Below are 13255 nucleotides of genomic sequence, written 5' to 3' on the forward strand. Positions count from 1 at the left end.
AGGTTCTCGTGTGTTGGCGGGCCGATCGGTCATCATCAGAGGATGACCTCGCCTCCGGAGCTGAGCGATGCCGAGGCCGCGACCATCGCGGCCGCCTTCGACCTCGGGGACGTCCTCGATCACGTCGGCCCCACTGGGCGGGGCGAGCTGGGCTTCGTCTTCCGGCTGACGACCACCCGCGGCACGTGGGCGGTCAAGAGGTTGATCTCCCCGCAGCTCGAGGCGGAGGTGCGGGAGGACGTCGAGTTCGTCGCAGCCGCCCGGTCGGCTGGGGTGCCCACCCCGGCGATGCTGACCACCCGGAGCGGGGCCGTCCTGCTGGACCTGCCGGCCGCGCAGGTGCGCATCACCGAATGGGTCGACCTGTCGGAGGTCGACCCGACACTGAACGCCGAAGCGGTCGGCGCCGCGCTCGGCCAGTTGCATCGCACCCCTTTCCGTGGGACCCGAGGACTGCACCCGTGGTATCGAGAGCCGGTGGGCGCGCAGCGATGGGGTGAGCTTCTCGTGGCGCTGACGGATGCTCGGGCGCCGTTCGCCGACGACCTGGCCGGCCTGCGCGAGGACTTCATTGCTCTGGAACAGATGATGGTCGACCCAGCCGATCCGCAGACCTGTCACCGAGACCTCTTCCCGGAGAACCTTCGTGGCACGGTCGACGGTTCGGTGTGCATCATCGATTGGGACAACCACGGGCTGGCCGGCGCGAGTCAGGAAATGGCCTTCGTGGTCTGGGGTTTCGCCGGCGGCCTGGCCGACCGCGTCACCGCGATCGTCGAAAGCTACCGGGCCTGCGGCGGGCCGGGCCGGGTCCACAGCCCCGGCGATTTCACCATGCTGATCGCAGTACTCGGGCACATCAACGAAAGAGCCTGTACCCATTGGCTCATGCATTCCCCAGGGGACCCCGAACGAGAGCGGCTCGCTGATCTTTTCGGGGAGACGGTCGCCGACCCCCTCACCAGGTCGGTCATCGCGGACCTGCTGGACGCGGTCGGCTCCAGCGCCCGCGGCTGAGCCCAGAGTCGCCCTGTCCAGGTGGCCGGTCGATTTTCGCGACCGATGGATCTGCAGCAAGTTGAAATCCCCGGAGATGGAACCGGTGGCTCGCGGCGATCGTCAACAACAGGAGCCGAATCCCACATCCGGAACGACCTTGGTGCGGGTAGCACCATTAACTCAGCGACAGAGGGGTCACCAATGAGATTCATCAACAGGTCCATGCGTCCGAGGGTGATGCAGGCACGAGGGAAGGCGATCCGAACCAAATTGCTGGTGGTGGTCGTCGCATGCGCCGGAATGTTGGGTGGGGGCCTCGTTCTGGCGACGCCGGCCAACGCCGCCGTCAATGGTTGCAATGGATCTTTCCTGGCGTCGAAGCCGATCTATCACGGCAGCACCAAGATTGGCGAGCTCGACCTCTACTGGGACGCGGCTGCTCGGCACAACTGTGCCACCACTGTCCATACCGGTGCGACCTACGGAGTCAGAGTACCCACCAGCGTCGAGGTTTACGCGATAGTTGCCCCCAGTCCGGATCTCCGTCCGCCCGGGCAACAGCCGGACTTGTCAGGCAGAGGGTCGGACAGCGGCAACTACGGCTACTACGCGAATGCGTCGACCAAGATCGACACCTCCCACTACTGCGTCGAGGCCACCGGCAACATCGTCTGGGCGGGCTCCAACCACGTGGTGACTCTCGGTCCGGCTTGGTGTGGCTAGGACGCCGGGCCTGTGCCCGGTGGCTTCAGCATCCACCGGGGTCAGTTTCCCTCTACGATCACATCGATCGTAGACAAGGTCCAAGTTGGTGAACCTGCAGTCGACGCGTTGACCGTTGTTTCGCTCGGTACGGCATCCATGGAGGAGCGATGACCTCAGGGCATCCCCGAGCGACCCGGCCGTTGACTGGATTCGCCGGCCTGCTGGTGAGCGCCCTGTTGGTTGCCGGCTGTACCGCAAACAGTGCTATTTCGGTCCCCACGGCGCCTTCCAGTAGCACCCTCCAGGGACCTCCCCACAGCCCGGTCAACACACCCGGCACGTCGCCAGGTCCGGTGAGCGGAGCGAGTTCGGCTCCGCTACCGACCCGAACCCGACTGACCGAGCCGACCAGAACGCCCTCCACCCTTCGGCCATCCGCGACCCGGAGCCCACCCCAGACCAAGCCGACGGCACTCCCCGGCATGCCTCCGGTGATCGACCAGCACAACATCTACGCTTCCGCCGGTGCTGGAATGGTCGGCGCCGCGACGGCCGGGTTCCCGCACTATGCGTACGTCCCGCACAACAAGTCCGGCGACGTGTGGGTCATCGACCAGCTCACCCACCGGGTGATTCGAAAGTGCGCCGTCGGTATCGAGGTCCAGCACGTCGTCCCGTCGTACGACATGACCGAGCTCTACGCCACCGACGACGTCGGCAACAAGATCCGGGTGATCGACCCGCGGACGGGCCGTTGCGGACGCACCATTCCGGTGATCGATCCGTACAACATGTACTTCACACCCGATGGCCGGTACGCGATCTCGGTGGCCGAGGAGTTGCGGGAACTTGTCTGGTACGACCGGCACACCTGGCAGATCAAGGATGTCACCCCCATTCCGCAGTGCGCCGGCATCGACCACGCCGACTTCAGCGCGGACGGGCGCACCGCGGTCTTCACCTGCGAGTTCGCCGGCCGCGTCGCCGTCATCGACGTGGCGTCGCACCAGGTCCTACGGACGGTGGACATGCCGGTCCGGAACACCATGATGGGGCCACAGGACATCAAGCTCGCGCCCGACGCCAGCGTCTACTACATCGCCGATTCCGACTCCAATGGTGTCTGGGTTCTGAATGGGGCGGCGACAAAAGTGTTGCGGCACATCCCGACCGGCAACGGCGCCCATGGCCTCTACCTGAGCCGCAGCGCCAAGGAGCTGTACGTGACGAACCGGCTGGCCGGCACCGTCAGCGTGCTGGATGCCTATACCGGACGGAAGATCACCCAGTGGGTGATACCAGGGGGCGGCAGTCCGGACATGGGAAATGTGACGGCTGACGGAAGGCAACTCTGGGTGTCAGGCCGGTACGACAACGTCGTCTACGTGTTCGACACCCGCACCGGCCACCTCATCGCGAAGATCCCGGTGGGCAACGGACCCCATGGCTTGGCGCTGGTCCCGCTACCCGGGCGGTACAGCCTGGGGCACACGGGCATTACCCGGTGACCGTTCGGCCAGGAGACCTCCACGCCCGGTGATCACATCGTCGGCCGCCGGCCCAACGTGGCCATCGATCACCGAGAACACCTGGCGGGGCATCCCGTTTCCCGCTCAGGGCCTGCTACGTCCCCAGCAGGGTGCTGACGGTGGTGGCCGACAGTCCACGGACGGCCAGATCGTCCAGCACACCCGGCAGGGCCTCGACAGTCCCAGAATGACCCAGGTGCAAACTGACGATGGACCCGGCCCGAGCGGCCAGCATGTTCTGACGAACGGCCGCCGCACCGGGATCGGTCCAGTCCAGCGAATCCAAGTCGTAGGACAGGCAGACCGCGTACCCGGCGTCGCCGGCCACCCCGAGCAACTGCTGATTGGCGGTCGGTGACTGCGACTGGCGGAAGTAGGCGCCCGGGACACCGGTGGTCCGCAGCAGGATGTCGCGGCAACCGACGACCTCCGCACGCATGGCAGTCTCGGACAGCGAGTTGATGTCCAGGTGCGTGAGGGTGTGGTTTCCGATCTCGTGACCGCCGGCCAGGATCTCGCGTCCGATGGCCGGATTGTCGGCGAGCCACGTCCCGACCACCATGACCGTGATCCTGGCGTTCTTTCGCTTGGCGATGGCCAGGATCTCGCGAGCGTAGGCGATGTCCCCGGCGCCGTGGAAAGTGAGCGCGAGTCGGGGCCGATTGCTGGGGCCGTGGGCAATCTGGGCCGCCGGACCGATGTGCGGTCGGCTCGTCGGGCGGGTCCGCGCTACCGAGGACGGTGGCGTACCGGTCACCGGGCTGCTCGTGCCGACCCGTGGCGACGACACAGGCCCGGCCGGCGTCGTCGCCCTCGTCGACGTGGTGGTGCCCGGCGTGCTCGACAACGTTGCCCGAGAACCGACTGTCGGCGGAGACGGTGTCCTCGACGGGGCCGGGGATGGCTCCGAGGACGGAGTTGCATCCTCTGCGCCGGTGGCGACCGCGGTCCCGGTCGCCTTGTCCCTGACCGCCTGGATCCCGCGGGAGCAACCGACCACACCGGCAGCGACGAGACCGATGCCGGCGGCCAGCAGGGCACGGCGGGGTCGGTTCGTCACGTACTCCACGTTAGCCCGGTCGCACCGCGATGCCTTTGGGCCCTCTGTCTTGACGCATGCCTATATCGGTATACGATATTGCCCATGGCCCGCGCAGCGACGACGTCGGACGTCTTCAACGCGATCGCCGAGCCGCAGCGGCGGGACATCCTGGTGCTGCTGCGGGGTGGTGAGCGGCCGGTGACCGAGTTGGCCCAGCAGCTGGGAATGACCCAGCCGGGGGCGTCCAAGCACCTGCGGGTGCTCCGGGAGGTCGGGCTGGTGCGCGACCGCAAGGCAGGCAAGCAGCGCCTCTATGGCCTCGACGCACGCGGGATGCGACCGGTCCACGAGTGGATCGGCGGGTTCGAGCAGTTCTGGAACGAGAGCTTCGACCGGCTGGACGCCTACGTCCAGGATCTCAAGCAGACACAGGAGAAGTAGCCGATGGCACCTTTGGGACACAACACGCCGGCGCAGTCACCGACAGCCGACCGCGAGATCGTCATCTCCAGAGCCATCAATGCTCCACGGGAGTTGGTGTTCGAGGCGTTCACCGAGGTCCGACACTTGTCGCACTGGTGGGGACCGAACGGGTTCACCACCACCACGCGGAGGTTCGAGTTCCGCGTCGGCGGGGAGTGGGACTTCGTCATGCACGGACCGGACGGAACGGACTACCAGGAGTGGATCACCTGGACCGAAATCGTCCCGCCGAAGCGGATCGCATTGCAGCACGGCGAGTCCCGCGACGATCCGAACGTCTTCGAGTCGGTGTTGACGTTCACCCCCGAGGGCGCGGCGACCCGGATCGAGATGCGCACCGTGTTCCCCACCAAGGAGACACGCGACCAGGCAATCGAGAAGTCCCACGCGGTCGAGGGCGGCCGTCAGACCCTGGCCAACCTGGCTGCATATGTGACCGCAATGGTCGCGAAAGAATTGGAGAACTGATGGCGGACAAAGTGTACTTCAGCGTGTCGATGTCGTTGGACGGGTTCATCGCGCCGGCGTCCCTCGGGGAACTGATGGGGCAGCAATGGATGGAACTGCAGCAGTGGGTCTTTCCGACACGGTTCTTCCGGGAGAACCTATCGCTCGGCGAGGGCGGCGAGGAAGGTCGCGACAACGACATCGTGCGGGCGACGTTCGACCGCACCGGTGCGAGCGTCATGGGCAAGCGCATGTTCGACGCCGGCGAGCAGATGTGGCCGGACAATCCGCCGTTCCACACGCCGGTCTTCGTCGTCACCCACGAGAAACGTGATCCCTGGGAGCGCCTGGGTGGCAACACGTTCCACTTCGTCAACGATGGTATCGAATCTGCGCTCGATCAGGCTCGCGTCGCCGCCGGTGACCGGGACGTCCGTGTCGCCGGCGGCGGGGCGACGATCCTGGAGTACGTGAACGCGGGACTGATCGACGAGTCACGATCGCGCTCTCGCCCGTGCTGTTCGGCTCGGGCATTCGCCTGTTCGAGGGTGTGGACGCGGAACGTGTTGCCCTCGAACAGATCCGCGGGGAATCGACGCAGCGGGTGACCCACCTGACCTACGCAGTCCGGGAGCGTTGACCGCGCTCGCCAGAGCCCAGAACTTCGTAGCGCAGGTGCAGGACGCCTGCGCCCTCTACCGAGCGGACCAGTCGCAGGCCGGACGCGGCCGGTCGTTCGTCGAAGAACCGCTTGCCGCGGCCGAGCAGGATCGGGACGAGGGTGATGGCCACTTCGTCCACCAGCCCTGCTGACAGAAGTGCCTGAACCGATGACGCGCCGTGCATCATGACGTCCCGATCGCCGGCAGCTTCCTTCGCCCGCGCGACGGCCGATCCGAGATCGCTGACGTAGTGCGCAAGCCCGCGCACGGCCGGGACGGGTTCGGTTCGCGTGAGCACGAAGATCGGCACGCCCTCGTGGTGATCGCCGCCCCACTCGCCGGCCCACTCGAAGGTGTGCCGGCCCACGATGACGGCGCCCGTCGACAGCATCTCGTCGAAGATCTCGGCGTTCACGCCGTTCTCGGGTCGGAACGTCTCGGGGTTGACGTTGCCGGCGGTGAGCCAGCCATGCAGCGGCTCACCACCAACCCCGAGACCGTTTCCGGGGCCGTCATTCTCGGCGGCGATGAACCCGTCGAGGGACATGGACATGTAGACGACAACGTTGCTCATGGGTCTCTCCGCGCCGGTTGATGTGGTCGTTGGTCTCGTCTCTACTACGAACACCACCGTCCCGATACGACACACCGCGGGCATTCATGTCGAACACCGACGCCTCCGCGACTCCAGGTGTCGGGCGAAGAACCGGTTGCCGGCTTCGACCTCGAAAGCCGGAACGCCGGTGTGGCCACCCATGTTGGCGTGCAACGTCTTTTCCTTGCTCCCGAAGGCATCGAAGAGATCCAGTGCCATCTGCCGGTCGTTTCCCTCGTCGTCCCACTGCAGCAGGACGTGCAACGGGATGGTGACCTGCCGGGCCTCCTCGAACATGCTGCGGGGCACGTAACTCCCGGCGAACAGAACGGCCGCCGAGATGCGTGATTCGACCACCGCCAGCCGGACGCCGATCGCGATGATCCCTCCCGCGTACCCGACCGGGCCGCCGATCTCGGGCAACGAGAGCAGTGCGTCCAGGTCGCCCTGCAATTCCGGGACCGCCTTGTCGACCAGGGGGAGGACGAGCCGGTCGACGACCCCGTCGGTGACCGGCTCACCGGCCGTCACCGCCCGGCGAAGGTCGGTGCGAGCCTCCTCGGCGGCGGCAGAACGAGGCCGTTCGCCGCTGCCGGGGAGCTCGAGGGTGGCCGCGGCGAAGCCCTGCGCCGCGAACTGCCTGGCACGGGCCAAGAGTCGCGGGTACATCTTGTCGAGTCCGCCGGGTTGGCCGAGCAGGATCAGCGGGGTCGGTGCAGGCGCGGATCCGGGGGTCCACAGGATGCCGGGGACCTCGGCGAGGGTGAATCTGCGTTCGAGGACGCCGTCGTCGAGCCGTTGTGCGGAAGTGAAGTGCATGGTCGTGCCTTTCGGGAGGGCTGCTGGGCGGCGCTCCCGGACGACCTATCGTCCGACCGTGACCCCAAGGGGGAGCACCCATGTCGATACTGCGGTCACGGGTACCACCTCCTCGGTCTGATGCACGGACTCCGGGAAACTAGCAGGCGTCACCCTGGTACGCCAGCGAATTTCCTAAAGCCCCGTTCGACCCCGTCTCGTCAGGGCCGAAGACCGCGCCGCTGTCTGCGGAATCGCCTCAGGCGGATGACGGATGCGGCGGCCGCGGCGGCGACGATCCCCAACCGGCGATCTCGTCCGGCGGATAGAGCAGCGATGTGGGGTCGTAGATCCCGGAGGCGGCGTAGTAGATGCTGGTGACCGCGATCAGGACGACGGAGGTTCCGGCGTAGAGCGCCGTTCCCAGAGCCGGGACCAGGTCGGACGGCAGGGTGTAGGCCATGATGACCCGCAGCGCGGCATCAAGAAGCGTGCCGATGCCCCACAGCAGGCTGGACACCCTCCACATGCGGCGGAACCGGGGCGAGCGGACCCACAGTCCGTCCCAATCGCGCGGCCATCGGAGCCGTCCCTCGAGCAGCGGCTGGGAAAACAGGTAGGCGAGCGGACGTCGGCCCCGGAGGCTGGCGATGAACCACAGCCCGGTGACCCCGGTCACCAGCGCTTCGCGGGCCAGCAGGAATCGAGTGCTGCCGGACACCAGCGAGACGGCGACGCCGCCCAGCATGACGACCGCCATGTAGAGGGCCATGCCGTCGAGGCGCCGGTGATGGATCAACGGCACGGCAGCGGTCACCGCTGAGACGCCGGCGCTGACGAGCAACGCGGTGAAGACGGTCATTCCGAGCGCGCGCAGGCCGTAGTAGACGGCCACCGGTAAGCCGAAGTCGACCACCATCCTTAGTGCCGCGCGGGCCGGGCTGGGGCGACGAACCGTTGCCGCATCACCGTTTTCGACAGCCGACGCGACGGCCCGCGTCACTCTGAGCTCCGCCGAGTACCGAGCTCGAACAGCGTGACCAGCTCACGACCGTAGGCCGCACAGTCCAGATCCGGCGTCGACTCCAGCAGGAACGGCAGTCCTTCGACCGCACGCTGCACGGCCGTGGCCATCACACGGGCGTCGAACTCGCGGAACTCCCCGCCGGCCTGACCCTGGCGCAGGATCGTTTCGACGTGTCCGACGACGCTCTGATCGGTGGTCGCGTCGTAGTGCAGACCGCCGTTCAGGAAGATCTCCAGCAGCGCCTTCATCCGGGACCGATGAGTCGCGGTGAACTGCACCATGCCCTCGATGTAGGCCCGCAGCATCCCGGACGCGGTGGTCTCGGCAGCCAGCTGCCGTGCCAGGTGATCGCCAATGGATGTGATGGCGTCCTCGGCCACCGCGGTGATCAGCTCGTCCTTGCCGGCGAAGTGATAGGAGATGAGCCGGGTGCTCGACAGTTTCGCGTGTTCGGCGATCCGGGCAAAAGATGTTTGTCCATAACCGATTTCGGCGATCACGTCGATCGTCGCTGCCACGATCTGCGCGCGGCGTGCCTGTGCCGTCATCGAACGAACAGGCGGATCCTCACGAGTTACTGGCATGAGTAAAAGCTACCACGGTCAAGTAACTCACGCCACGTCCTCAGCCGAAGACGAGGCCTTTCGCCGGCTTACCGGGCTCGATCAGCTCGAACTTGAGCGTTAGATCGGTGCGCTCGATCAGATCCACCTGCTGGGTGAACGGCTCGCTGGTGACGTAGACGGTCTTCTCGAACTTCCATTCGTCTTTGAACCACGAGCGCAGCGCGGCGAGGAGACGCTCGTCCATCCCCAGCTCCATCTGGGGAAGACGGGCCCAGAAGTAGACGACAGCTTCCACGTCCGCCCAGTGGTCAGGTCCGACAGCCGTCACCGCGCACTTCGCGAGGAACGTGGCGTTCGTGGGGAAGACGTAGACGCAGCCAAGGCAGCTGGTGCCCTCCGGATCGAGCACGGTGTACGTGAACGCGCGATGCGCGCCGTGTCGTTCTTCGAGGTTGACGAGATCCACTCGGTTCGCCTCCACCGTGAAGTCGTCCTCGGGCCAGGTCGACTGCCGCCACAAGCGCAAGTACTGACGCGTCTCCATCACGGCCGCGTAGTCCATCTCCACGTCGCCCACCACGATGGGACGCAAGGTGAACTCGCCGGTCCTCAGGGTCGCAGGAACCGGTTCGGTCGATTCGGTGAACGGCACGTGTGCCTCCTTCGGCGGCGATCCATGGGCGCTGCTCACGCTACGGCCGCGCTCAAGTGGTGATCGGGCGGGATCTGCTGCGGGACCCGGCCACTCCCTCGGATCGCCTCCCGTGGGGAGAGTCTTCAGAGGACCTCGGCGCCCAGGGCGACGTGGAAGCCGAGGCCGTTGCGGGCCACCCCCATCAGGAGAATGCCGGTCCATTCGAGGGCGTATGCCATGTCAAGCCCTCCGGTGTCGCGGGGCCGCATGTCCAAGCTCTCCAGAAACGCTCCGAAACGTTCTTTTGCCTCGACCCCGTCGCCGGCGAAGAAGGCGTCCACGGGCTTGTCCTGCCCAATGACGCCGCCGAAGATCGTATTGAAGGCCTTCACGACGTGGGTGCCCTCCGGGGCAACGGCGGCGATCTGCTGGGCGACCGAGTTGCCCGCGGTCGTCACGATTCCGCTGGCGTCGGCGTTGAACGGGTTGGAGATGTCGACGAGGATCTTGCCGGCCAGCGCTTCGCCGTAGTGCGTCACCACGGCAACCGCGCCGGCGTGCAGGACGGCCAGGATGACGATGTCGCCCACCGGCTTCGATCACGCAAACGAACGATCCGCTTCTGCTCGCCCGCCGCGCTCGGATGCTGATGGCTCAGTCACCGTTGCAGAAACGATCAGGTCAAAACGAACAGGCCAGCTCTACGCCGTCTTCGAGCGTTGTGTCAGATGACAGTGTTCGCGATCGACAGGTTGCGGATTCAGTGGTGCTCGGCCGGCGCCGGGACGCCGCCTCATCCCCAGGAGGTCGACGTGCCGGTGGTGCTCGTCAAGGACGTCACCCAACCTTTGCTGATATTGCGCGCTCTTGATCGACGCGTCGGCGCGTCGGAGGCGGTCGGTTTCGGCGGCCTGCAGGGCACTGGCCGGGGCGAAGGTCCCGGAGCGGCACACGCTGGCCAGGGGCAGCTGTGATGAACTCAGGTGGGATGGGTACCGAGGCGCACTGGTCCGCAACGACGCCGACGCCCGGCTGTGGTCGGGCCAGGGGAAGGACCTTTCGTTCCAGTCCCTGGAGATCATCTCGGCGGCCGCCATGGGGCCCGGCCGCGGCCTGCTGATACCGATACAGCACCGGCCGGGTCCTGAATCAGCTCATGCGTGCAGCCGGCGGCGGGATGTCTTCAGTCAAGTGTTCGATGAGGGCGACGGCGGCGACTGCCAGTAGTGTCCACGGTTCACCGACCTGGGGATCGTCACTTTCGATGTGGACGACGGGGTGAGGCTCTCCGGTCGCGGCCTGCAGCGTGAACCCCTCGGAAAGGGCGGCCAGAAGCGCGCACAGGTGGTCGAGGGTGAATGGCTGCTTCAGCTGGCGACGATAAGCGATCAGCACCGTCTGGTAGAGACCGCCGTAGGCGGACATAGCCTCGGCGTGTCGTTCGCGGCTCGCCTCGAGTAGGGCCGGGTGGCCGTAGGCGCTGGCTCGCAGGGCCATCGTGGTCAGCAGGGCGATGTCCTCAGGGAACGATTGCAGGTTGGCTTCTGCGCCAGCTCGTATAACCTCCTGCCAGGGGCCGCCTGAGTTGATGATCGGCATGACCCGCTGAGCGGTCGTTTCGGTCGACTGACGACCGCGCCAGCGCACTGCGTAGATCGCCAGGTCGTCGTGGAACGCCTTTTGGTCGTCCCAGAGTCGGTACGCCGCACCGGTCGTCAGTCCGGCTTGCTCCAGCACATCGGTCAACTTGACGTGGCTGACTCCGGCGGCTGGGCCGCGCTCGTGGAGCATGTGCAACGCGACATCCAGCAGCAACTGCTTGGTCTGAGTAGCCGTCCGTCGAGTTGATCGCGGAGGGAGCTTCGGCTGTCCAGGTTCTCGCGTAAGCATCTTGAAAAAGTAACTTACTTATCCTGGTCAGTCGTGTACTGCCGGCATTCGTTGCGCTAACTTCGGTTCGCACTCACAGGGCAAGCGGGTTCGAGATGGCTTCAACCTTGAAGGCTTCGGTCGCGGGCTGTGTGAACAAAGGACAGCACGGACAAAACGGGCGTCGCGACTTCACGGAGGGAATCTCGTATGAGCACCAAGCGGTCCAGGGTAGGTCTGAGGCGCGCAATCCAGCGCCAACTCGGCTCCGGCGTCAGCAGGGGCGGAGCTTTCAGGGGAGGTCCGATGCATGGACTACGTGCAGGTTTGGTAGCGGCGATATCTGTCGTGGTTGTCAGCGTGGGGGTGGCGCCGAGCGCACAGGCGGATCCGCCCAGAACGACGGCGCAGATAATTTCGGACACTGAATACTCCCCGCTCACCTCGTCGTCGTCTATCTCCGGCGCCTACGTGACGTGGAAAGGTACCCGGCCAACAGCGATCGACTGGTCAACCGACGGCTGCAGCCTCCCCATCTACATCAAGGTCGCGATTCCGGTGGAGTCCTTGGTCTATTCGAGCGTGTTCAAATCATCCTGTGTACTGCACGACTTCGGCTACCGCAACTACGGCTCCAAGCATCACTACGATCGGACCAGATCGCGGAAGAATTCAATCGACTCGCGATTCCTGGCCAACATGAAGATCCAGTGCGGCAAGATGCATCTGTACGACCCCCGGAAACCCCTCTGCGGCACGGCCGCAAACGCCTTTTACTACGCGGTGAACCACCACGGAGACAAGGCATTCTTCGGCTGATCCTCAGATGCTTCAGCCGTGTTCCTGATGGCCTGGGCGACGGCATTGGCGGTTGCGTCTGATCCGCCCGGCATCCAGGCCGCGCGAGATGGCCAACCGCTCCAACGAGTTGTTCGATCGTGGGCGCGGTCGGCCAAGACGTTACTGCATTACCGCGGCTACGACCAGCACGTCGATGTCGCTCCGACGTGCTGCCGTTCGCCCTGTCACTTGTCGAGCTAGTTGGCGCTTCCGTTCCAATTATCTGGCCGTTCTATTCTCCAATTATTTGGCCTAGCGAGCCGAAGCAGGACAGGGTGGTCTCTGAGATCAGGATGTCTTCGAACCGGGACGTGGCGCCAGAACGGCCATCAAAGCCAGTGCTATACCTGCGCATCCGGTAGTTGCGCCGCCCCACCCAAACGAAGTCAAGGCGTCAAGTAGTAATGCTGCTACCGCAACCAGCACGAGGACGAGCGCCAAAACCTGAGTCCGAGGTCGATATTGCGTCAGGCGTCGACGAGCACAATGAAGTCTGCCCGGTCGGGGAACCACCATTGGGTCGCCACCATTCGATCCATCGGATCAGGTCGCCGTCGCTGGTCGCCTACGGCACGGAGCACCGCATCGGACTCGCGAGCGCCGTAGACGGCGAGGGCATGAAGCCTGTCGAGTCCGCGCTGCTCGGGTCCAGGTCGTGCAAGAACCCTCAACGCCTTCGCCTGGGAGGCGATCGCCACCAGATCGCTGCACCCGAAGACCACCGCCCCGTAGGCACCGCAGCGACTCAGCGTCGGCATCGCGAGACCTGATCGGAGTTCAGGTCCCGGGTCGAGTGACAGCAACCTGTCAAAATCGCCGGCAGCATCGAATGTTCCGAATTCGGCGCCGCCTGGGTCAGGCAGGGCAACCTGGCAACCGCGAACTTCAAGAGAAAAGACGACGCTCACGTCTTGAGTATGAGCCGAGCCGGCCCGATCAGATGCCGTACGGCGAACGTCCTGCGACGACCAAGCCGCCTCGAGGCGGCCGACCACCAGGATCAGGAAGGCGCCCGTCGGGGATCGCCCCCGAATGCGGATCCCCGACCGGGACGACGGT

General features: G+C 65.6%; 16 protein-coding genes and 1 pseudogene. 8 read left to right on the forward strand and 9 right to left on the reverse strand.

Annotated elements, in window-relative coordinates; genetic code table 11:
* Positions 1–42: 42 nt before the first annotated feature.
* The 3 genes from ABIB25_RS24055 to ABIB25_RS24065 all read left to right on the forward strand — a co-directional run bounded on the left by ABIB25_RS24055 (position 43) and on the right by ABIB25_RS24065 (position 3212).
* Positions 43–1017 carry a phosphotransferase enzyme family protein gene (locus ABIB25_RS24055; protein ID WP_354531066.1) on the forward strand — a complete coding sequence of 325 codons (975 nt, stop codon included), beginning with the start codon at positions 43–45 and terminating at the stop codon, positions 1015–1017.
* 219 nt (positions 1018–1236) lie between these two features.
* Entirely contained in the window at positions 1237–1722 is a 486-nt protein-coding gene (locus ABIB25_RS24060; RefSeq protein WP_354531067.1) for a hypothetical protein, read from the forward strand.
* A 464-nt stretch (positions 1723–2186) separates the two neighbouring features.
* Positions 2187–3212 carry a YVTN family beta-propeller repeat protein gene (locus ABIB25_RS24065; RefSeq protein ID WP_354531068.1) on the forward strand — a complete coding sequence of 342 codons (1026 nt, stop codon included), beginning with the start codon at positions 2187–2189 and terminating at the stop codon, positions 3210–3212.
* 115 nt (positions 3213–3327) lie between these two features.
* Here the strand turns inward: ABIB25_RS24065 and ABIB25_RS24070 are convergent, their stop codons facing one another.
* Positions 3328–4293: a polysaccharide deacetylase family protein gene (locus ABIB25_RS24070; protein WP_354531069.1), complete on the reverse strand. Its 966-nt coding sequence runs from the start codon at positions 4291–4293 to the stop codon at positions 3328–3330.
* Positions 4294–4377: 84 nt separating this feature from the next.
* Here ABIB25_RS24070 and ABIB25_RS24075 point away from each other — a divergent pair, with 84 nt between their 5' ends.
* The 3 genes and pseudogenes from ABIB25_RS24075 (at position 4378) to ABIB25_RS24085 (ending at position 5845) form a co-directional block, all read left to right on the forward strand.
* Positions 4378–4716, forward strand: coding sequence for an ArsR/SmtB family transcription factor (locus ABIB25_RS24075; RefSeq protein ID WP_354531070.1), 339 nt, complete (start codon positions 4378–4380; stop codon positions 4714–4716).
* A 3-nt stretch (positions 4717–4719) separates the two neighbouring features.
* A complete protein-coding gene (locus ABIB25_RS24080; protein WP_354531071.1) occupies positions 4720–5226 on the forward strand; it encodes an SRPBCC family protein in 507 nt (168 codons plus the stop codon).
* Positions 5226–5845, forward strand: a pseudogene (locus tag ABIB25_RS24085) (dihydrofolate reductase family protein). Before ABIB25_RS24080 ends, ABIB25_RS24085 begins: the two are co-directional and overlap by 1 nt.
* Here ABIB25_RS24085 and ABIB25_RS24090 read toward each other — a convergent pair.
* The 6 genes from ABIB25_RS24090 to ABIB25_RS24115 form a co-directional block, all read right to left on the reverse strand.
* Entirely contained in the window at positions 5824–6441 is a 618-nt protein-coding gene (locus ABIB25_RS24090; RefSeq protein ID WP_354531072.1) for a dihydrofolate reductase family protein, read from the reverse strand. The pseudogene ABIB25_RS24085 and the gene ABIB25_RS24090 overlap by 22 nt on opposite strands.
* A gap of 84 nt (positions 6442–6525) precedes the next feature.
* Complete coding sequence (locus ABIB25_RS24095; RefSeq protein WP_354531073.1) at positions 6526–7281, reverse strand: dienelactone hydrolase family protein; 756 nt, start codon at positions 7279–7281, stop codon at positions 6526–6528.
* Positions 7282–7519: 238 nt separating this feature from the next.
* Positions 7520–8263: a VC0807 family protein gene (locus tag ABIB25_RS24100; RefSeq protein ID WP_354531074.1), complete on the reverse strand. Its 744-nt coding sequence runs from the start codon at positions 8261–8263 to the stop codon at positions 7520–7522.
* Positions 8260–8835: a TetR/AcrR family transcriptional regulator gene (locus ABIB25_RS24105; protein WP_354531075.1), complete on the reverse strand. Its 576-nt coding sequence runs from the start codon at positions 8833–8835 to the stop codon at positions 8260–8262. Before ABIB25_RS24105 ends, ABIB25_RS24100 begins: the two co-directional genes overlap by 4 nt.
* A 76-nt stretch (positions 8836–8911) precedes the next feature.
* Positions 8912–9505 carry an N-acetyltransferase gene (locus tag ABIB25_RS24110; protein WP_354531076.1) on the reverse strand — a complete coding sequence of 198 codons (594 nt, stop codon included), beginning with the start codon at positions 9503–9505 and terminating at the stop codon, positions 8912–8914.
* 125 nt (positions 9506–9630) lie between these two features.
* Positions 9631–10077: an NADPH-dependent F420 reductase gene (locus tag ABIB25_RS24115; RefSeq protein WP_354531077.1), complete on the reverse strand. Its 447-nt coding sequence runs from the start codon at positions 10075–10077 to the stop codon at positions 9631–9633.
* Between the two features lie 138 nt (positions 10078–10215).
* On the opposite strand from ABIB25_RS24115, the gene ABIB25_RS24120 reads away from it, so the two are divergent.
* Complete coding sequence (locus ABIB25_RS24120; protein WP_354531078.1) at positions 10216–10461, forward strand: hypothetical protein; 246 nt, start codon at positions 10216–10218, stop codon at positions 10459–10461.
* A 175-nt stretch (positions 10462–10636) separates the two neighbouring features.
* On the opposite strand, the gene ABIB25_RS24125 is transcribed toward ABIB25_RS24120, so the two are convergent.
* On the reverse strand, positions 10637–11302 hold the full coding sequence (locus ABIB25_RS24125; RefSeq protein WP_354531079.1) for a hypothetical protein: 666 nt from the start codon (positions 11300–11302) through the stop codon (positions 10637–10639).
* Positions 11303–11662: 360 nt separating this feature from the next.
* Here ABIB25_RS24125 and ABIB25_RS24130 point away from each other — a divergent pair, with 360 nt between their 5' ends.
* Positions 11663–12175 carry a phospholipase A2 gene (locus ABIB25_RS24130; protein ID WP_354531080.1) on the forward strand — a complete coding sequence of 171 codons (513 nt, stop codon included), beginning with the start codon at positions 11663–11665 and terminating at the stop codon, positions 12173–12175.
* 488 nt (positions 12176–12663) lie between these two features.
* Here the strand turns inward: ABIB25_RS24130 and ABIB25_RS24135 are convergent, their stop codons facing one another.
* On the reverse strand, positions 12664–12954 hold the full coding sequence (locus ABIB25_RS24135) for a hypothetical protein (RefSeq protein ID WP_354531081.1): 291 nt from the start codon (positions 12952–12954) through the stop codon (positions 12664–12666).
* Between the last annotated feature and the right edge of the window lie 301 nt (positions 12955–13255).

Source organism: Nakamurella sp. UYEF19 (genome assembly GCF_040546275.1).
Lineage (GTDB): Bacteria > Actinomycetota > Actinomycetes > Mycobacteriales > Nakamurellaceae > Nakamurella.